16 protein-coding genes are annotated in these 19,784 nt (G+C 67.9%); 7 read left to right on the top strand and 9 right to left on the bottom strand.

All coding sequences use genetic code 11. The features are described 5' to 3' along the window. Positions 1 to 79 precede the first annotated feature (79 nt). Positions 80 to 2,665, top strand: coding sequence for a copper resistance protein CopC (locus tag G6O54_RS22980; protein WP_165228455.1), 2,586 nt, complete (start codon positions 80 to 82; stop codon positions 2,663 to 2,665). 69 nt (positions 2,666 to 2,734) lie between these two features. On the opposite strand, the gene G6O54_RS22985 is transcribed toward G6O54_RS22980, so the two are convergent. Further along, positions 2,735 to 3,724, bottom strand: a complete 990-nt coding sequence (locus G6O54_RS22985) for a hypothetical protein (RefSeq protein WP_165228457.1) — start codon at positions 3,722 to 3,724, stop codon at positions 2,735 to 2,737. A gap of 247 nt (positions 3,725 to 3,971) precedes the next feature. Between G6O54_RS22985 and G6O54_RS22990 the strand changes: the two genes are divergently transcribed. Then, positions 3,972 to 5,318, top strand: a complete 1,347-nt coding sequence (locus G6O54_RS22990) for a hypothetical protein (RefSeq protein ID WP_165228459.1) — start codon at positions 3,972 to 3,974, stop codon at positions 5,316 to 5,318. A 27-nt stretch (positions 5,319 to 5,345) separates the two neighbouring features. On the opposite strand, the gene G6O54_RS22995 is transcribed toward G6O54_RS22990, so the two are convergent. The 5 genes from G6O54_RS22995 to G6O54_RS23015 all read right to left on the bottom strand — a co-directional run bounded on the left by G6O54_RS22995 (position 5,346) and on the right by G6O54_RS23015 (position 11,339). Beyond that, on the bottom strand, positions 5,346 to 5,801 hold the full coding sequence (locus G6O54_RS22995; protein ID WP_165228461.1) for a hypothetical protein: 456 nt from the start codon (positions 5,799 to 5,801) through the stop codon (positions 5,346 to 5,348). A gap of 20 nt (positions 5,802 to 5,821) precedes the next feature. After that, positions 5,822 to 7,300 (bottom strand): serine/threonine-protein kinase, encoded by a 1,479-nt coding sequence (locus tag G6O54_RS23000; protein WP_165228463.1) that lies wholly within the window; start codon positions 7,298 to 7,300, stop codon positions 5,822 to 5,824. A 300-nt stretch (positions 7,301 to 7,600) separates the two neighbouring features. Further along, complete coding sequence (gene gnd, locus G6O54_RS23005) at positions 7,601 to 9,067, bottom strand: decarboxylating NADP(+)-dependent phosphogluconate dehydrogenase (RefSeq protein WP_165228465.1); 1,467 nt, start codon at positions 9,065 to 9,067, stop codon at positions 7,601 to 7,603. Between the two features lie 33 nt (positions 9,068 to 9,100). Beyond that, the gene (locus G6O54_RS23010; RefSeq protein WP_165228467.1) at positions 9,101 to 10,396 is read right to left on the bottom strand and encodes a diphosphate--fructose-6-phosphate 1-phosphotransferase; all 1,296 of its coding nucleotides are present in this window, start codon (positions 10,394 to 10,396) and stop codon (positions 9,101 to 9,103) included. A gap of 43 nt (positions 10,397 to 10,439) precedes the next feature. Beyond that, a complete protein-coding gene (locus tag G6O54_RS23015; protein WP_165228469.1) occupies positions 10,440 to 11,339 on the bottom strand; it encodes an HAD family hydrolase in 900 nt (299 codons plus the stop codon). 301 nt (positions 11,340 to 11,640) lie between these two features. Here G6O54_RS23015 and G6O54_RS23020 point away from each other — a divergent pair, with 301 nt between their 5' ends. Beyond that, positions 11,641 to 12,981 carry a serine/threonine-protein kinase gene (locus G6O54_RS23020; RefSeq protein WP_165228471.1) on the top strand — a complete coding sequence of 447 codons (1,341 nt, stop codon included), beginning with the start codon at positions 11,641 to 11,643 and terminating at the stop codon, positions 12,979 to 12,981. Between the two features lie 23 nt (positions 12,982 to 13,004). Here the strand turns inward: G6O54_RS23020 and G6O54_RS23025 are convergent, their stop codons facing one another. Next, a complete protein-coding gene (locus G6O54_RS23025; RefSeq protein WP_165228473.1) occupies positions 13,005 to 14,033 on the bottom strand; it encodes a TIGR01777 family oxidoreductase in 1,029 nt (342 codons plus the stop codon). A 305-nt stretch (positions 14,034 to 14,338) separates the two neighbouring features. Between G6O54_RS23025 and olsI the strand changes: the two genes are divergently transcribed. The 3 genes from olsI to olsH are packed head-to-tail and all read left to right on the top strand — an operon-like array spanning position 14,339 to position 17,406. Further along, entirely contained in the window at positions 14,339 to 15,223 is an 885-nt protein-coding gene (gene olsI, locus G6O54_RS23030; RefSeq protein WP_165228475.1) for an ornithine lipid biosynthesis O-acyltransferase OlsI, read from the top strand. Continuing rightward, a complete protein-coding gene (gene olsG / locus G6O54_RS23035; RefSeq protein WP_165228477.1) occupies positions 15,220 to 15,798 on the top strand; it encodes an ornithine lipid N-methyltransferase in 579 nt (192 codons plus the stop codon). The genes olsI and olsG overlap by 4 nt, the downstream gene beginning before the upstream one ends. 6 nt (positions 15,799 to 15,804) lie before the next feature. Beyond that, positions 15,805 to 17,406 (top strand): lyso-ornithine lipid synthetase OlsH, encoded by a 1,602-nt coding sequence (olsH, locus tag G6O54_RS23040; RefSeq protein WP_165228479.1) that lies wholly within the window; start codon positions 15,805 to 15,807, stop codon positions 17,404 to 17,406. A gap of 33 nt (positions 17,407 to 17,439) precedes the next feature. Here olsH and G6O54_RS23045 read toward each other — a convergent pair whose 3' ends face one another. Beyond that, positions 17,440 to 17,694: an ornithine lipid biosynthesis acyl carrier protein gene (locus G6O54_RS23045; protein ID WP_165228481.1), complete on the bottom strand. Its 255-nt coding sequence runs from the start codon at positions 17,692 to 17,694 to the stop codon at positions 17,440 to 17,442. 244 nt (positions 17,695 to 17,938) lie between these two features. Between G6O54_RS23045 and G6O54_RS23050 the strand changes: the two genes are divergently transcribed. Further along, positions 17,939 to 18,667, top strand: a complete 729-nt coding sequence (locus G6O54_RS23050; RefSeq protein ID WP_250847029.1) for a polysaccharide biosynthesis/export family protein — start codon at positions 17,939 to 17,941, stop codon at positions 18,665 to 18,667. Between the two features lie 12 nt (positions 18,668 to 18,679). Here G6O54_RS23050 and G6O54_RS23055 read toward each other — a convergent pair whose 3' ends face one another. Next, positions 18,680 to 19,687, bottom strand: a complete 1,008-nt coding sequence (locus G6O54_RS23055; protein WP_205679004.1) for a purine-cytosine permease family protein — start codon at positions 19,685 to 19,687, stop codon at positions 18,680 to 18,682. Positions 19,688 to 19,784: the final 97 nt, after the last annotated feature.

Raw genomic sequence — 19,784 nt, forward strand, 5'->3', positions numbered from 1 at the left:
GGCGGCCATGGCTCGAACGAAGAAATCGCCGCTCCTCTTTCATGGTGCCGCAATGATCCCAGCGCGATCCCGTCGATCCATGAAGGTCCTGTCCGGCATGGCCGCGGAGCGACTCGAATATCGCCATCTCCTCTCGGCGACGTCCATCCTCACCGCCCCATGGCCGGCCCACGCCGCCGGGGCGAGCGGGGCGGACGGCGACGGCTCCGGCGCCGAGGGCGATCTCGAGGCGTCATCCGTCGCCGCCACGTCCCTGATCGCCAGCCCGGCGGACCATTCCCGCCTCACCGCGCCGGCGAGCGAGATCCGGGTCAGCTTCCCGGACACGATCGACTATCTCTGGACCGACGGCGACATCCGGCTCGATGTCGTGGCGCCGGACGGGTCCGCCGCTCCGTACTTCGGGATCGGCGAGATGCCCCCCGCGACCTTCGATCCCAGCGGGACGACGGCGACCATCGCGCTCGATTCTCCCCTCCCGGCGGGCCGTTACAGGATCGTCCTGGCGGGCGGATCGCTGGAGTCCATGATCTTCAGCGGGGGGCTCTGGGACGATTCCTCGGACCAGATCCTCTCCGACTTCACGGTCGCGACGCAGGGGGCCACGCTCGACGATGCGACCGACATGGGGACCATCGGCAGCCAGGTCGTGTCGCTGTCCGACTCGCTCGACCTGACGGCCTTGCCGAACGTCAAGCTCTACAAGGTGACCCTGGCCCCGGGACATTCGTGGCGGCTTGGCGTCCAGGTCGATGCGCAGTCGATCGGCAGCCGGCTCCTCCCCGCGCTCTCGCTCTTCGATTCCGCGGGGAACGTCCTCGCGACTCGGGACATTGGCACGGGACGTCCGATCGCCACCAATGACCCCTATCTCTTCGCGGGCCTCGGAGCCGGGACGTACTACATCGGCATCTCCGGCGCGGGAAACCTGCCGGGGACGGACGGGGGCTACGATCCCATCGAGGGATCCCTCGGCATCAGGGGGATGGCCCAGCCTGGCGGCGATTTCCGCCTGGATGTGGTCGCCGACCCCACGGATTCTCCGACCCGAGTGACCGGGTGGAGCCTCCACTGGGAGGACTCGCTGGACCCCAGCCCGACGACCCTGACGGTTGCCTTCTCGGGTCCCATCGATCCTCACAGCCTGCTGACCGATAGGCCGCTCGTCGTGGTCGACTCCGCGGGGCGGAAGTGGCCCCTGGTCGCGATCGGCTACAACGAGCCGCTCAGCCAGGTCACCTTCGCCTTCGGTGAGCGCCTGCCCGCGGGGTCTTACACCCTCGTCGATCCGGAAGGTGGGCTCGTCGATCTCACGGGGGAGAGGCCGGTCGCCGCGGGCCTTCCCGCGGGGAGCCTGGCAACCTGGACCGTGGCCTCGAGGTCGACTCCGGCCGGGGCGGGCGACCTGGGCGTCGCCTGGCCGTCGGGCCATGGCCTTTCGACCGGCTTGCAGGTTCCGGCCGGCCAGTCGCGGACCCTGAGGGTCGTGATCCCCGTCGCCGATCTCTACTCGATCGCGGCGGTGGTGAATGGCGGCGAGGTCCGGATTACGAAGGGAGGAGAAGGGGGTACCCCGGAGGACGTCGCGATCGATCCGGAGACCGGTATGTCCTTCGTCTTCCTCCGGCCCGGGGTTTATCTCTTCACGTTCCAGGCCGTCGGCGGTGAGGCCGCTTCGATCGACTGGCAGATCAACGGACTTCCTCTGTCCCCGGAATCGCTCGTCAATAACGGGATCGGGCAGACCTCGGCCCTCTCGCTCAGGATCACCGGGACCGCGGACGGTGGGCTCTCGGCCGCCAATCCTCCCACCCTGGCCACCGTGACGCCATGGACCACGGCGCCGACGGCCCCGCAGTCCCTGAACCGGGGAGTCAACACGGTCGAGCCGGACGTGGCGGGGCAGGGGGGCGCCAGTTCGCGAATCCTCCTGGCGTCGAGCGTCCATCAGCAGGACGGGGCCGCGGTCTTCGCGGGCAGTCTCTCCATGAGCCTCGATTCCAACCTCATGGGGCGGCCGGGGATCCCGGGCCAGTCCCAGCCGGGTGTGGGGCTCTCGGCGGCCTCGGGATTCGTCGTCCAGGGGAACCGAGCCGTCACGCGTGAAAACCGTGCGAGCTATCCCTACGACGGGCCGGCCGATCCCGACGATTCGGACGAGTCAGAGGCCTCGGAGGATGGGCCGGTGGCGGACCGAGGGTCGGGCGCCGACCGCGATCCTGCGCCCGCGGATTCGGCCGTGATCCGTGTCACCGCGGACGCCGATGACCGCGCGATCCGTCGCGCAGATCGGCTCGCCGAGATCGCCGATACGCTCCTGAGCTGGGTCTTCCCGAGGTCCTCCGGAGCGGCGGACATCGGAGGCGTGGGGGAGAATCGAGCCGCCGCCCGAGGCGCGGGGGACCTCGGTCATGCGCTGAAGGTTGCCGGTCCGGGGACGCCGAAGGCGGAGCTGCATTCGGGGCGGATCGAGAGCGAACGCGCCGGGCTGGTCGCACCGGTCAGTGGGCTGGTGGCGGCGGCGGCCGCCTACCGTCTCCATCAGCTTTCCGCCAAATGGTGGCGCCGGACCGGCTCGACGCGCCCGATCCCTCAGCCACGAGGGATCAACCACCGGCCGCATTGGCCCAGGAATCGCCCGATGCCCGTCAGGGCGTCCCGTTGAGCCAGCGGCCGGCTTGCGGACGAGGGCGGCCGCGCGATCGGTCCGATCGCTCGCCCGCCCTCCGGTCGTTCAGGCGCACCAGGGCCGCGCGCGGTTCTTCGATCGCTTGAGGGCCTTGACGGCGATCTCCACGTTGCCGGCGAGCTGGAAGTCGAACATGCCCGCGACGACGAAATCGGCGCCGTGCTGGAAGGCATGGTTGATCCCGACCTGGGCGGGGATGGCCCCGGCGGCCATGACCTTGAAGGCGAACCAGGGTTTCTTGACCCCCTTCATGAACGCCTCGGTCTGGTCCGGATGGAGGTCGAAGATGTTGTCGTGATATCGGTCGTGGGCGTCGCTGCTGCCGGTGTACCAGCACCATTCCTCGCGCTTCTCCGCGGGGGTGGCCGACCAGTAGTTGTCCGGGTGGAATGTCTTGACGTAGAACTCGTTGCCGATGCCGTTCTTCTCGCAGGCGATCGGCGTCTGGAGGGAGTGGCTGCCCACGCCGGCCGGGACGCCGGCCGCCTTGATGATCTCGGTCATCCGGCCGATGGCATCGACCTGGTTGTTCATCGTCATGTGGTCGGTCCGCTCGCCGTGCCCATACAGGGCCTCGACGCCCAGATCGACGAGCTGCTTGACCTGTTCCTTGACCTTGGTCGCGTCCAGCGGATCCGCGTTGATGCAGACCAGCATCTGCATCTTCCCGCCCCGCTCCTTGCGATAGCGGACGATGTGCTCGACGCAGGCCGGATCGACCTGGATCATGTTGACGCCGGACTGTTCCGCCTGCTCCAGGGTGTCCAGGATCCGCGTGTCCGTGTTGTATTCTCGCAGCAGGCGTGAGACGTACAGTAAGTCTCGGCTGTGAGCCCAGCCGCCGAAAAGGTTGCCGCCCATCACCAGGCGGCTGACCGACAGCTTGCCGAGCTTGCCGCAGGGGAGCGATTCTCCGCGATAGGGGGCGTGGTGGGCCTGGCCTCGCGGCTCGCCCTCCTGCGCGGCCTGGAGCGATTTCTCCTCGAGGCTGACGAAGGCCCCCGTGGCCGCGGCCCCGAGAACGGCCGAACTCATGAAACGGCGTCGATCGGTTGATTCTGCCATCGTGAAATCCTCTGGCAAGGGGCCTCCCGCATCGAAGGCCAGATCGCGGGCAGGTCGGCGTGGCCCGCATGGCGCGAGTATGCCCCCAAATGGGGGGCGCGGCAAGGGGGACACAGGCCCCTCGCGCCGATTGTGAACCCATGCAGCCCGCCGCTAGAATTGCCCCGAGCGGACGTTCGAGGCCGGTTGCCAGATGTCCTTCACGAAGGAGGCTTCCATGAGGTCTTCTCGCGGTTCCGCGATGATGGCCTTCCTTGCGGGGACCCTCGCCTGCGGGGGATGCGGGGCGCCGCTCCTGGTCCAGGTCGAGACCACGGTCCAGCCCGACGGGAGCTGCACTCGGACGATCTGGCAGCCCGAGGGAGAACTGCTGCCCGCCGCGGCGAAGTCTCCGGACTGGGCGGCGAGGTGGACTGGTATTGAAGCCGTGGTTGTCCCGCCGGCCCTGCGGGATGTCGCCCCCCACCCGGAGAGGAAGTACTTCAGGGCCGTGGGAGTGTTCCCGAGCGTCGCCGCGATTCCCGACCACTATGAACGGTCGGCCCCGGAACTTCCGGGGGGGCCGTCGAGCGTCTTCAAGAGGGCCTATGGCAGGCGCGACCTCGGATTCGTTGTCGAGCACCGGTGGGAGGAGTCGGTCACGAACATCGTGAATCGCGCCGACTTCATCCGGGCGCGCGACGAGCTGCTGGATCGCGGCCTGCCGATGCTCGACGAGTGCATCGATCGCGTCTACGGCGTCGACTTCGATGTCAGCGGCCTGCACGATTACCTTCGCCGCGACGGGCGGCTGCTCCTCGAGAAGGCCGCATTGATCTATTTTGAAATCAACTCTCGCCACCTGGCTGAGAAGGCGGCGACGGTCGAATTTGCCAGGACGGCTCGCGCGGTCGGGCTGGACCTGCTCGACGCCAAGGGATCCGTCGTGGATTCCGACGAGGCGAGCCGGCGCGTCCGGGAATACCAGAGGCACCGGCTCGTCCTGGGCGTCCGCCATCGCGACGGTTCCCGCCTGACCCCGTCGGAGGTCGACGCAATCCTCGCACCGGGACCGGGGTCGCCATACACCGCGCGCGCCGAGGAGTACTTCAAGACCCATCAGGACGACCTGAAAGGGCTCCTCGGCCCGATGGTCCGGATGACGGGCCTCTACCATTCCGTCATCCCCTTCGCACCATCCGGCGCCTCCACCGTCCGATTCGCCTTCCGGATCCAGCTCCCGGGAGAGATCGTCGAGACCAACGGCAAGGCGGACGGCCCGGCGCGGGCCTCCTGGCGATTCTCCGGGGACGACCTGTATCCCTCGGGCCTCTCGATGAGGGCACGGAGCCTGGAGATTGATGAGGCTTCCCAGCGCCTCGTCCTGGGGCGCGTCGCCGTCAAGGGCCGCGCCGAGGCGGAAGCACTGGCCTCCCTGCTCGAGTCCAACGAGTCCCTGAGAGCCCTCGTGATCCGCATCCGGGAGACGCGGAACCCCGGGCTCCTCGGCGAGCATCATCCGGCCAAGGCCGAGGAGAGGGCCTCGTTCGAGAGGCTCCGCCGCCTGCTGGGGGTCGAGAAATGAGTCGCCGGCGCGACACCCTCGAACCGATCAGAGGGGGTCGGACTTGTCGTCGTCGTGTGCGTCCTCGCGTTTCCGCCGCGCCTCGCGGCGGATCGAATCGATCGACTCGTGGACGATCCGGCGGCGATGCCGGCGGGCGTAGTCCCGGGTGGCGGCCAGGTCCACCAGGGCGAGCACCAGCAGGGAGACCATGAGCCCCATGATGACGATCCACACGATCGGGAAGAGCACGCTGGGGCGGCGATGCGGCGTCCACTCCAGGATCGCCCCGACGACGACCAGGACCGCGACCGAGGCGACCAGGCCGATCCCCAGCCCGCGGCGGAGGTCCTGGCGGGCGAAGTGGGCGCGATCCTCTTGCGAGCGGTCCTCCTCGCGGGCCCGGCGCTCATACCACTCGCGCAGGCCCAGGAACAGGGCGATCATGAAGAGCCCGGTCGCCAGGCCGAGGCTCGCGGAGGGGTAGTCCTGGGTCTCGGGCATCGCGGTGCCAATCCGGGTGGTCAATAGGCGTCGAGCCGGGTGAGCTGCTGCTCGATCTGGTCCGACTTGCGGCCGATCTCGAGGATCGCGTCACGAAGCTCGGAGGAACGGACCTGGTCTCTCGAGAAGGTCCGCGACATCACGAACATGGGCGAGCCGAGCACGTGGCGAATCGACAGACTGCCGTATGTCAGCCTGGCATTCAAGGCCAGCGCGGCGCCGTAGTGGCGTGGTTCGGCCGGCCCGCAGACCGAGAAGACCGTCAGGAATCGTTCCCCCCGACTGCCGTCGTTGACCTCGACGAGGACCTCCTGAAGGCGCTCGCCCTGACTCTGCGGGAGGACGATCCGGAAGCTCTCCCGACTCCCCTGCACGAAGCAATCGATGTCCTGCATGCTCTCCCGGATGAGGGCCTCCGTGTCGCGCAGGTGCTGGATCACGCGGCGGAGCTCCTCCGCGAGCTCCTGGGCCGAACCGTGGCGGCTTGCCGGGGACTTCGCCAGGCAGCGCTCGATGACGGCGATCAGCGGCTCCGGCATCCCGGGCACGACCGACCGGAGGTCGGGCACGGGCTGCGTCTGATGGAGACGGATGAGCGAGCGGATGTTCCCGGATGCGAACGGCAGCAGGCCGGAGACCAGGTAATGGAGCATCACGCCGACCGCATAAATGTCCGATTGCCGACTCCCCGTCTCCCCGCGGAAGAGCTCCGGCGCCATGAACGTCGGGGTGCCGGCCACGCGGTCGGTCGCCAGCCCGACGAGGCTCTGCGCCAGGCCGAAGTCCGCGAGCTTGGCCTGCCCATCGGGCGTCAGCAGCACGTTCGCCGGCTTGACGTCGCGGTGGATGATCCCCGACCGATGGGCCGCGTCCAGGGCCAGCGCCACCTGACGGACCAGTCGGGCGGCCCTCACCGGCCGGAACGGTCCGTTATGGATCAGGCACTCCCGGAGGCTGATCGCGCCCTCGATGTACTCCATCTCGATGAAGTAGTAGCCCCGCGCCGTGCCGAGATTGTGGATCATCACCACGTTGGGGTGGATGAGGTTGGCCGCGGCACGCGCCTCGGCCCAGAACTGGCCGCGCTGCGTCGAGTGCCGAGCCATCACCCGCGGGCTCATGATCTTGAGCGCGCTGACCCGCCCCAGGCCGAGGTGCCGGGCCCGATAGACCCGGCCCATGGCCCCTCGCCCGACCTCGGAGAGGATCTGGTAGTTGGCGATCGTCTTGTCCAGCAGCGGAGTCCAGAACTCCTCCGACTCGGCATCCGGCCCCGCGGGCGCGGTCTCCGTCTCCGCCGGCGCGGCAAACTGGCCCGTGCCGTGGATGCTGAGGATATCGAACCCGTCGACCTCCTCGCCGTCGACGGGCCGGCTAACGACGCCTGCCGGAGACTCCGGACGCGCCGAGGGCCGTTCTCCGCCGCCGCGAGCCGGCGGGGCGAGAGGCAACGAATGGAGGGGGACGGATTGAGGGAGCAGGCCCTGCGACATGACCATGGACCTGCGATCTCTTCGCAGGTTCCCGCTTTTCGGTAACGTGGATGAATCCAGCGCGGTCGGGCGACCGCTCGGCAAGGGAGGGAGAGTGGGGTGGGTTCAGCCGACTCATCGACCTTCTCTGCCTTACTATTATAGTCGACAACCCGGCAATGTCGCGTCGCGAACGGCCCGTTGTCCGCGCAAGTCCTTTCCAGTAAGGGAATTAAAAAAGCCACGTCCCTCAAGGGGCGTGGCGGCCTGGACAGGACTCGGATGAGCGACCGGGGCGGACGGGCTCGCATCGGGATCGACGCGGGCTCAGACGTTGTACGACGTCGACGTCACGTCGCCTCCCCGGCCGGTCCAGTTGGTGTGGAAGAACTTACCCCGCGGCTGGTCCACTCGCTCGTAGGTGTGGGCGCCGAAGTAGTCGCGCTGGGCCTGGAGGAGGTTGGCGGGGAGCCGGGCGCTCCGATAGCCGTCGAAATAGCTGAGGGCGGAGGTCATGGCGGGCAGGGGGATGCCGTGGGTGATCGCCGCCGCGCAGACGCGGCGCCAGCCCTCCTGTGCCCGGGTGATCTCGTCGCGGAAGTAGGGATCGAGGAGCAGGTTCGCGAGGTGCGGGTCCTTGTCGAAGGCCTCCTTGATCTTCCCCAGGAACGCGCTCCGGATGATGCAGCCGCCGCGCCACATCAGGGCGACGGCGCCGTTGTTGATCTCCCACTTCGACTCGACGGCCATGGCACGCATCAGGGAGAAGCCCTGGGCGTAGGAGATGATCTTGCTGGCGTAGAGCGCCCGCTCCAGGTCGTCGACCATCGTCTGGAGGTTCCCCTTGAAGGGGGGCGTGTGACTCTTGAGGACCTTGGATGCGGCCACGCGCTCGTCCTTCTGGGCGGACAGGGTGCGGGCGAAGACGGCCTCGGCGATGAGCGTCAGGGGGACGCCCAGGTCGCACGCCGAGATCACGGTCCACTTTCCGGTCCCCTTCTGGCCGGCCGTGTCCAGGATCAGGTCGACCATCGGCTTGCCCGATTCCGGGTCCTTGTAGCCGAGGATGTCCGCGGTGATCTCGATCAGGTAGCTGTCGAGGGGCCCCTTGTTCCACCTCGCGAAGACGTCGTGCATCGCGTCCGGTTCGAGGTTGAGCATCGTCCGCATGACGTCGTACGCCTCGCAGATGAGCTGCATGTCGCCGTATTCGATGCCGTTGTGGACCATCTTCACGAAATGCCCCGCGCCCTCCGGACCGACCCAGTCGCAGCAGGGGGTGCCGTCGGCCACCTTGGCGGCGATGGCCTGGAAGATCGGCTTCACGTAAGGCCACGCCTCGGGGTCGCCGCCGGGCATGATCGACGGGCCCTTGAGCGCGCCTTCCTCTCCGCCGGAGACCCCGGTGCCGATGAACCTGATCCCCTTCTCCTTGAGCGCCCGGGTCCGGCGGGTGGAGTCGGGAAAGTGCGAGTTCCCGCCGTCGATCAGGATGTCGCCAGGCTCCAGCAGCGGGACCAGCTCGTCGATGACCTGGTCGACCGGCGAACCGGCCTTGACCATCATCATGATCTTCCGCGGCTTCTTGAGCGCCGCGACCAGCTCCTTGACGTCGTGAGTCCCGATGATCGTCTTGCCCTTGGCCCGGCCGGCGACGAAGTCGTCCACCTTGGACGTCGTGCGGTTGAACACGGCGACGGTGAAGCCGTGATTGGCCATGTTGAGGACGAGGTTTTCCCCCATCACGGCCAGACCGACCAGGCCAATATCCGCGGTTCCGTTCGTCGTGCTCATGGCGTGTGATCCCTGGGGTTTCCTGAGGTTCATTCAGCTCTTGCGGTAGGTCTGGGGGATGTACGAAGGCAGTTTCCGTTCCGCGAAGACGCGGGAGATCCGCGCGAATCGGGGCAGGCCCGCGACGGTGGGGACGCTGACCCAGTCCTCGCCGATCAGAGGCCGTGCGTAGTCGAGGAACTCGTCGGTGACGTCGATCCGCGAGGGGGCGATCCACTCCTTCGGGAAGTACCTCTCGGAGTTCGCCACGGTGGCCAGCGGGACCTTGTCCAGGTGGACGCTGTAGCCGGCCCGGCCGCGATCGCGGAGGAGCGTCGCCATCCAGCCGTTGCCCTCCTTGAGGGCGATCTCGACCGCATGGCAGCCGACGGCGTGGGCCTCGTCCAGGTCGACCACGCTGGCGTAGGCGATCGCGTTCCGCTGGTCGGTCCCCGGCACCTGGCCGCGTGCCTTGCCCGGGACGGGGAACTTCAGCGTGTTCAGGTAGTTCACGACGATCTGCGCCACGGTCTGCTGGCTGGAGCTGAACTGGACGTGGCCGAAGTTGTCGCGGATGGTCCCGAGCTCGCCGACGTCGAAGCCCTCGCTGACGACCACGATGCAGCGGCCGTCGGTCTCGAGCTGCCGGAGCACGTTCTCGCCGAGCTGGGGGAGCGTCAGGCCGGACTCGGTCAGGTAGATCTGGATGGGCATGGCCCGCTCGGGATCGGCGAGCCGGGCCGCGGCCGGGATGAAGCCGATCTTGCGGCCCATGGCCTGGATCACCAGCACGGGATCGGCCGGAGCGGAGCCGGAGTTCTCCTCGTTGGCCTGGCGGACGTAGTGGGCGTAGTAGCGGGCGACCGAGCCGTACCCGGGGGAGTGATCCAGGAGCTTGAACTCGCCGTCGCCCAGGTCGTTGTCGATGGTCTTGGGGACTCCGGTCGCGACCAGGTCGAGGCCCCGCTCCTGCGCCAGCCGGCTCACCTTGTGGGCGGTGTCCTGTGAATCATTGCCGCCGATGTAGAAGAAGTAGCCGACGTCGTGGGCCCGGAAGACCTCGACGACGCGCTCGAAGTCCTGATCTTGCCCCTGCTTGAGCTTGTAGCGGCAGGTCCCGATCCCGCCCGCGGCCGGCGAGGTACGCAGCAGCGAGATCTCCTCGGCCGGTGTGGCGGAGAGATCCAGCAGCTCCTCCTTGAGGATGCCCTCGATGCCGAAGTGCCCGGCGTAGACGCGGCCGAAGTGGGACGGCCGGCTCCGACAGCTCTCGACGATCCCGCGGAGCGAGTTGTTGATGACGCAGGTGGGGCCGCCCGACTGGGCGACGACGACGTTCCGAGCGGCCATGGTTCTCTCGGTCCTCTTTGGCGTGGGATCCCGGGTCGCACCGTCAACGCGGCTTCCACGGGGGCGTCTCGGGGAGCAGGGACTGGAACCGGGCGACCTGCCTGTCCATGTACGCGCCGGCGTAGTCCTCGTTCAGGAACTTGGGCAGGGCCTCCTCGAAGAACCGCTGCCAGGATTCGTCCTCGAAGCCGGGATCGATCGGGTAGAAGAGGACGCCGTTGGCCGTGGCGGCGCTCATGTCGCCCGGCGCGTCCCCGACCATGAGGATGTGGTGCGGCTCATAGCGGCCGACCGCGGCCAGCGCGAGGTGTTCCTTCTTGCTGCCGAGCTCCTGGCCGGCGATCAGGCCGACGAAGGGCCTCAGGCCGTGCTCGTCCCACTCGCGTTCCAGGGCTTCGCCCGGGGTCGCGGAGACGACCATGACGTCGGCCTTGCCCTTGAGGGTCTCGAGCGACTCGCGGACGAAGGGGAAGGGGGGGACGTCGTGGACGATCTCGCCGATGGTCCGATTGACGGACTCGCTCCAGGCGAGCGCCGCGGCGAGGTCGGCGTCGCCGGTGGCGGCGACCTCGGCCTTGAGGGTCGGGTTGGCGAGCTTCGTCTCCCGGCCGATCCAGTCGCGGACTCCCGCCAGGTCCGGGATCGGATGCCGCCGCCTTAGGACCTCGGGCCGCGACAGCAGCAGGTCGAACGTCATCGTCAGGGCCGGGAAGCGGTTGATCCCCCGCCACCGGGAATACAGGTTCACGAACTCGGCCGCCTCGCGGGCATACTTGGAGACGGCGGCCAGGTTATAGGACCGGATGATATTCGGGATGAAGCACTCCTTGTGCTTCACTTCCATCGTATCGAAGGCACAGCCGTCGCTGTCGATGCCGACGAAGAACTCGTGGTTCTTCGAGAACTGGCGGAGGAGTTGCTGGGGGTCGTGCGGCGTCGCCATCTCTGCGTCCTTTCCGGTCACTTCAGCTCGGCCGATCCGGTCGCTCCGCCGAGGACTCCATCCTGACTTCCAGGTCGCCCCCATCGCAAGGGGATGGCGGTGCTCGATCGCGAGCCGCGGGCGCAACCGCGTTGGGGGGCGACGGATTGGGCACATCCGGACGAATTGAGGTGGGGCGTCACCTTTGCTAGGATGGCCGGTATTCTCTTCTCGGGGACTCGCCGTCGAGAAGCCGGCGTGCCAGGACGCGGGTGGATTCCGGGGCGATCCGCGACGTCGCCGACCGGCGGAGGGGCAATCGATGGCGACATCCGACCGGCCGAAGTCCAGGGAGAGCCCCCCCGCCGACCTCCTCTCGGTCGTCCGCACCTCCGGCGTCCTGCCCGAGCGACTGCTCGACGAGATTCGAACTCGGTTCGTCCGGGGCGAGTATCCGACCGATCCCGTGGCCCTCGCCGACCGGCTGATGAAGGATGGGTATCTGACCCAGTACCAGGCCCGGCGATTCCTCGCCGGCAAGCCTCACGGCCTGCTCGTCGGCCGGTACATCATCCTCGATCGCATCGGCTCGGGATCGATGGGGCGCGTCTACAAGGCGCACCATCAGATGATGGACCGGGTCGTCGCCCTCAAGATCATCGCGCCGGAGATCGCCTCGAATGAGAAGGTGGTCGCCCGGTTCCAGCGCGAGATGAAGCTCGTCGGCCGTCTCGACCACCCCAACGTCGTCCGCGCCTTCGACGCCGATCAGATCAACAAGGTCCTCTACATCGTGATGGAATACGTCCCCGGCCAGAGCCTGGGAGAGCGGCTCCGCCAGGGCCGCATCCCGGCGCCAGAGATGTTCGATTACGCCGCCCAGGCGGCGCTCGGCCTGGCGCACGCCCACGGCCAGGGGATGGTCCACCGCGACATCAAGCCCTCCAACATCCTGGTCACCGAGGATCGCCGCGTGAAGATCCTGGACCTGGGACTCGGCGTCCTGATGGAAGCCGACGACAGCGCGACCTTCGCCACGGCGGACGGGATCGCCGTGGGGACGGTCGACTACATGTCGCCCGAACAGGCCCTGGGTCGCGACGTCGACGGCCGGAGCGACGTCTTCAGCCTCGGCTGCGCGATGTATCACCTCATGACCGGCAAGCTCGCCTTCCCGGGCGATAATCCGATCGACCGCCTGGGCCGGAGGATCAACTCCAAGGCCGTACCCATCAGCGACCATCTGCCCGATTTCCCCTCGAGTGCCACCAAGGTGCTCGACCGGATGCTGGCCCTCAAGCCCCAGGATCGGTTCCCTTCGGCCGCGGATGCCGCCGAGGCCCTCCAGGCCGTGATCCGGCCCCGGAAGCGGAGCGATCCGCCCCAGCCCTCGAAGGGAGCGTCGGCGAGTGCCGTCGCGGAGGCTCCCCGTCGTCAGGCCCCTCCGCCGGCCGAGGCGATTCCGGCGCCTCTCGTGGCGATCGACGTCTCCCCCGTCGGCGTTTCGGTCCCGCTCGGGACGCCATCGCGGAGCCTTCCCGCCTGGTTCGTCCCGATTTCTCGGCTGGCCGAGCGCAGGCCGGCGGTGCTCCTGCTCGGGATCGTGGCGACGCTGGCGGCGGCGTTCGGGGCGGGCGTGGGCGTTGGTCGCCTCCTGAAGTAGCAGGCGGTCCCGTCCGCTCCGCTTCAATGATGTGCATGGGACCTGGAGGCTTCCGGCAGCGGCTTGTGCTCGGCCGTCGTCGCGATCGTGCGCTCCGTCAGGACGTCCTTCAGCGCCTCGGCGAGGTCCGGGTGCTTGTACCGGTATCCCAGCTCCAGTGCCCTCTTCGGGAGCACTTTCTGCCCGGACGCCACGACCGAGGCGACCTCGCCCAGCAGGAGCCGGAGGACGGCGTCGGGGGGGCCGTAGGGGAAGAAGAACCGCCAGGGGGCATATGGCTTCCAGAGCAGGTTTGAAAGCGCCCGCGAGAAGTCAGCATTCCGCACCGGCTCGGGCGCCGTGCCGTTGATCGGGCCCGTCGCCTGCGGATTCTCCACCGCCAGCTTGAACAGGCCGACGATGTCATCCACGTGGATCCAGCTCATCCACTGCTGGCCGGTCGCCGGTCCGAGCTGGCCGGCGCTGCCGATCGGCGTCCCGGGGAGGGCCTTGAAGATCGGCTTCATCACCGCCAGGGCGCCCCCGGAAGCCGCCAGGACGACCCCGATGCGGATGATCGCCCGGCGGACGCCAAGGTCCTCCACCGGGTCCGAGGCGTGCTCCCACTCGCGGCAAACGACCGCGAGGAAGTCGGTGCCCGAGGGAGCTGGCTCGGTCAGCTCCTCGTCGCCTCGCGGGCCGTAATAGCCGATCGCCGAGGCCTGGACGAGCGCCTGCGGTCGGGTCCGGGCGATCCGGATCGCCTCCACGAGGTGGTCGGTCCCCCGCACCCGACTGTCCCGAATTCGTGCCTTCACGGCGGCGTTCCAGCGATCCTGGAACAGGTTATGGCCCGCGAGGTTGACGACCACGTCGCAGCCGTCCACCTCCGATTGCCAGTCACCGGCCGCGCACGGATCTCCCTGGATCACACGATAGGCGCGGTACTCGCGTCGCCGCCGGACCTCGTTGGAATGGCGGGAGAGGATGATTGGCTGATGCCCAGCCTCCAGGAGCTGCGCGGCGAGCCCCCGGCCGATCAGGCCCGAGCCCCCCGTGATGAAGACCTTCATGGTGACCCCTCTCGCTATGTCCCCGAGCCCCTCGACGTCCCTTGGATTCTCATCATTTAGGCCGATTGGCTGCCTCGTCAAGGATCTCGTGAAACTTCGACGAAATCGGCGCAAACAGCCGATGGCCTTACTGCCCGTGAAGTTACGATGAACTCGCGGGACCGGTGGTTGGCCCTTCGACGCCTTCATGGTAATGTCGGGACGCGACGGCCGAGGGGTGCGACGCCCTCTTCCGAATACCGTCCCGGCGACGGCAGAACGCGGCTCGTCCAGTCTACGAAAGGCACGGGGAGCCCCCGCCCATCATGCGCACGAACGTCCGCGATTGGTTCGACCTGGCCCGCCTCCTCGGCAGTTACAAGCGTCGCCCGCCGCTGATCCTGGTCAACGGCCTGGCCGAGCAGCCCGAGAGCTGGTTCGCCAATCGCCGCCATCTGAGCCGGAACTTCGATCTCAAGGTCCCGGAGATCCTCGTCTATGACGGCGAGGCTCTCCATCGCCAGATCGACGCGGGGGGCGAGATCACGGTGGACTACCTGGCCGACCGGCTCGGCGGATTCCTGGACGAGTTCGTCCAGCGGGCTCCCTACCACCTGGTGGGCTCGAGCCTGGGCTGTCAGGTGATCTTGACCTACGCAAGTCGCCACCCCGAGCGGGTGGCGAGGATGGTCCTGATCTGCCCGTCCGGCTTCCACGGGGATGAGAGCCTCCCCACCATGGAGGGCGTGCGGCGGAGCCGGTACGACACGCTGGTCAAGTCGGTCTTCCACAGCGGCCGGTTCGCCTCGGAAGACCTGGTCCGCGCCTTCGAGCGGAAGTTCCAGGACCGGGCCTGGAAGCGGGGAGTCCTTCGGACGCTCCGCGGGACGGTGGGGCACTCGGTCTCCCACCTCTTGCCGACCATCACGCAGCCGACGCTGGTGATCTGGGGCGCGGAGGACCGGGTCCTCTCGGATGTCCCTGGGGCGATTCGCGCGGCCTCCGGAATGCCGCAGGTCCGGCAGGTCGTCATCCCGAGCTGCGGCCATGCCCCGCAGATCGAGAGGGCCGGGCTGGTCAACCAGCTCGTCGATCGCTTCCTCCGGGAGCGGCTGGGGGCGATCCCGCCGGACCTCGACCCGCGTCGATACCTGGCCCGGTCGGATCGGGCGGGGCAGGACGTGGCGTACGCTCGAGCCGGCCTCTCATGAGCGACTTCAGCCTCTTCCTCGGCAAGTTCCTCCGCCATGGGACGGCCATTGCCAGCCTGGCGCCGAGCAGTCGCTGGCTGGCGCGACTGACCGTCGGGAACATCGACTGGGCCGCCGCCCGGGTCGTGGTGGAGCTGGGTGCCGGCACCGGACCGATCACGCGGGTCCTCGCCGAGCGGGCCCCGGAGTCATGCCGCCTGGTCGTCCTGGAGCGCGACCCGGACTTCGCCCGGCTCCTCCGGGAGCGGTTCGCGGATCGCCCCGGCCTGGAGGTGGTCGAGGGGGACGTCCGGGACCTGGCGGCGATCCTCGACGATCGGGGGCTCGCCCGGGTCGATTCGATCGTCTCCGGCTTACCGGTCCCCTCGTTCCCGACCGAGCTGACGAAATCGCTCTTCCGGGTCGTCGGCAAGGTCCTGACGGGCGAGGGCAGCTACAATCAGATCACGGAGATCCCCTGGGCGTATTGGAGATTCTACCGCCGCTACTTCCAGGACGTCCGCTTCGTGCTCGAGCCGCGAAACCTGCCGCCCGCGGGGGCCTACTTCTGCCGCGGCGTCAAACCCGTGAATTGATCGACGATGGCGATTACCTCGACTGCCGACGTCCCGCCGGCACGGCTCTCGTCCTTGATGGGCTCCGGGCCGGTCCGCTGGCTCGTGAATGCCGGCTTCAATCGCCGCTCGCGGCGTCGGGCGGCCGCGGTCGCCTCGCTTCGAGTGGCGCGGGTCCAGGAACGAACGCTCCGCGATCTGGTCCGTGTCGGCCGCGACACCCGCTTCGGCCGCGACCACGAATTCCGCCGAATCGACGGCATCGCCGCCTATCGCGCGGCCGTCCCCTTGCGGACCTATGAGGCGCTCTGGAACGACTATCTCCGGGACCGCTACCCGGTCCTCGAAGACCTGACCTGGCCGGGCCGCATCCCCTATTTCGCCCTCACCAGCGGCACGACGCAGGGAGCGACGAAGTACATCCCGGTCTCGCGCGCGATGGTCGCCTCGAACCGCCGGGCCGCGGAGACGATGCTGGCCTTCCACGTCGCGGCCCGCGGATCCTCGCGACTCTTCCGCGGCCGGATGTTCTTCCTGGGCGGGACGACGAAGCTCGAGGAGCCCGCGCCGGGGGTCCGCCAGGGGGACCTGAGCGGGATCGCCGCGCTCGAGGTCGAGCCGGCCGCGCGGGCCTACACGTACCCGCCGCTCGATCTCGCCCTGGAATCCGACTGGGACCGGAAGCTCTCGCGGCTGGCGGAGCGGAGCGTCCGCGAGCGGATCACTCTCGTCGGCGGCGTGCCGAGCTGGCTGCTCATGCTCTTCCGCCGCGTCCTCAAGATCGGCGGCAAGTCGACGATCGGCGAGATATGGCCCGACCTGGAGCTGGTCGTCCACGGGGGCGTGAAGTTCGACCCGTACGCCGAGTCGTTCCGGCGGATCCTGGGCAGGCCGGATATCCGGCTCCAGGACGCCTACGCCTGCTCCGAGGGCTTCGTGGCCTTCGGCGACCCGGCCACGGGCCACCTCCGCCTGGCCCTCGATCACGGGATCTTCTATGAGTTCGTCCCGGTCGAGGAGCTCGATTCGCCCTCGCCGGTGCGGCACTGGCTGGGCGACGTGCAGCCCGGGGTCAACTACGCAATCGTCGTGACGACCTGTGCGGGGCTGTGGGGCCACGTCATCGGCGACACGCTGCGATTCGAGTCGGTCGATCCACCCCTGATCACCTTCACAGGTCGGACGCGATACACGCTCTCGGCCTTCGGCGAGCACCTCATCAATGAGGAGGTCGAGGGCGCGATCGCCACCGCGTCGCTGGCCTGCAAGACGGCCGTCGGCGACTGGCACGTCGGACCGGTCTTCCGGGGGACCCCCGGTTTCCATCAATACGTGGTCGAGTTCCAGGGGGCCGGGCCCGATCCCGTCGAGTTCCGGCGACGGCTCGACGCGGACCTCTCGAGGCGCAACGCCGACTACCTCGCCCATCGTGCCGAGAAAGTCGGCCTGCCGCTCCCGGCGCTCCTGGTGGCCAGGCCGGGATCCTTCGAATCCTGGATGCGCGATCGAGGGAAGCTCGGCGGGCAGAACAAGGTGCCGCGGATGGATGCCACGGGGAAACTCACGGCCGACCTGGTGGAGTATCTTCACGGTCGGGACTTGGTGGACCGGGAAATCGCCGCGGGCTGAGCCCCGAGCACGCGGCGGCGAGGGGCCCATCGGTCAGGCGGCGCGGGTCTTCTCGGCGACGAGATCGGCGATCTGGCGGATCGAATCGAGATGATCCACGCCGGCCTCGTGGGCCTCGACCGTGATCTTGTAATGATCTTCCAGGAAGGTCACCAGCTTCAGCGTGGTGATCGAATCGAGGATTCCCCCCGTGATGAGCGGGGTCTCGTCGGTGAGCTCGGCGGGATCCTCGCCGGGGAGGAACTCGTCGAGGATGTAGGCGTGCAGGGTCTTCGCGATACCTTCCATGACACCCTCTGGGCCGGAGTCCGGGACATGCGCAGGTCCCTGCGCTTTCGGGGCCGGGCACGTTATACAATCCTGCCGCTTTGGTCAATCTCGGGTTTCGCTGATGTTCTCCTCCTGCTTTGCCGATTCCGTAAGGTAAGCAAGGCGGCCCGTACGCCCTTTCCCGGCACGTTGCGCACTCGGGACGAGCCATGGAGGCCGGACCAGTCCCCTACATCGAGGTGCCCGGCTCATGATCGCAGGGATGCCCCAAGCCCTCCTCCGGCGGTCGCTCACCGGCCTCGTCGGGATGGCCTTTACCCTTGGCCTGGCAACGGGATGCGCCGATCATGCCCGCCGCCGCGAGGTCGATCGGATCCCGACGCGGGGGATGGTCGATCCGGCCCAACCACGTGAGCTCGACAAGACGACCATGCCCCGCTACGTGATCGAGCCGCCGGACGAGCTCGACGTCACGATCCGCCCGGCGCCGACCGACTGGGTGCAGAACACCATCGTGGTCCAGCAGGACGGGATGATCGACCTGGGTTTTGCCGGCGAAATCTACGTCACGGGGCTGACCGTGGGCGAGGCGGAATACCGGATCGCCCAGGAAGTGAATGCGGCGGCCGTGAAGCAGGGACAGAAGCCCGAGCAGCCGTACAAGGTCTCGGTCCGGGTGACGAATCCGCAGAGCAAGTTCTATTACGTGATGGGCACCGTCAATTCCCAGGGCCGTTTCCCGATCAAGGGGAACGAGACCGTGCTGGACGCGATCCTGCTGGCCGGCCTCAAATCGAATAGCCTGCCGGAGAAGAGCTACCTGGTCCGACCCCATCCCCCGGGCGAGCCCGACACCGTCCTCCGGATCGACTGGTGCGCCATCCGCGAGCGGGGTGACACCATGACGAACTATCAGCTCCTCCCCGGGGACCGCATCGTCGTCCCCGGGACGAAGCCGCCGAGCCTGATCTCCACTCTGCTAGCCCAGTGATCGATTCGCCGCTCAGGCGTCGATCCGGTTGGGCATGGGGACGACCGGGGAGAGCAGGCCGATCTTGGCCGTCGCAAAGTAGACGACGAAGCCGACGATGAACGCGGAGACCGGCGCGATGGGAACATCCGGGATCGCGGCGTTCCATGCGTGCAGGTTGGGCATCACGCCGACGAGGAACCCGAGCGCCCAGGCGATCCAGCCGGCCGGGTTGAAGCCGGCCCGCGGGCCGCTCCAGCGCTTGCCCGCCAGCAGGTAATCCGCGACCATCGCACCGCAGATTGGGCCGAACGAGGCCCCGATGATCCCGAACACCCCGGGCAAGTTCTTCGCGATACCCGTGATCGCCAGCGTCATGCTGACGATGGCTCCAATCCCGACCGAGATAAACGGATTGACCTTCGGCATGACCGTCTTGAAGCTGTTCGCCGCGATGAAAGACGAGAAGCACGCACCGGGGAACGAGGCGAGCGTGAGGCCGAGCATGATGGCCCTATAGAACGCCGATGGCAGCTTTGCTTCCAGGCCGTCGGTGACGTTCATTCCCTTACCTGCAAGCGCATCCGGCTGAACCGCGCCACTCGCCCAGGCACCAGCCAAGGCGATCGCTGCGATGCCCATCGTGAGGATGATCGCCCCGATGATCCCCACATAGCCGCCCTTCTGGACGTCCTCGGCGTCACGGCTGTTGGTGCCGAAGTCGACGCCGGCCGCTCCGGCTGTGGCGAAGAAACCGACGATGATGGTGACCGTCAAGAGTATCGCTCCCAGGGCCCCGGGAGAGCCCTCCGTCGCGGGAGGTTTGTAGCTGAAGGCGGAGCCGGCGAAGAGTACAAGGGCGATGATCAGTACGGCAAGCGGAATGAGCGGGAGGTAGGTCGCGACCTTCGCGACATACTGAATCCCCTTGAGCCCTACGAATGCCGCAAGCGCAGCCCAGATGACGCACAACGCGTAGAACAAGCTGGGGCCGCCGCCGAATGCGGTGTTGAGGGCCTCGGCCGAGAAGTAGGTGTTCACTCCCAGCCATCCGAATTGGAGTAGACCCATGAGGAATCCGGGCATGAGCAGGCCGCCCAATGTCCCGAAGGTTGAAGTCCCTACTACATAAAGTGGC

The organism is Aquisphaera insulae (assembly GCF_011064615.1).
Classification (GTDB): Bacteria; Planctomycetota; Planctomycetia; order Isosphaerales; family Isosphaeraceae; genus Aquisphaera; species Aquisphaera insulae.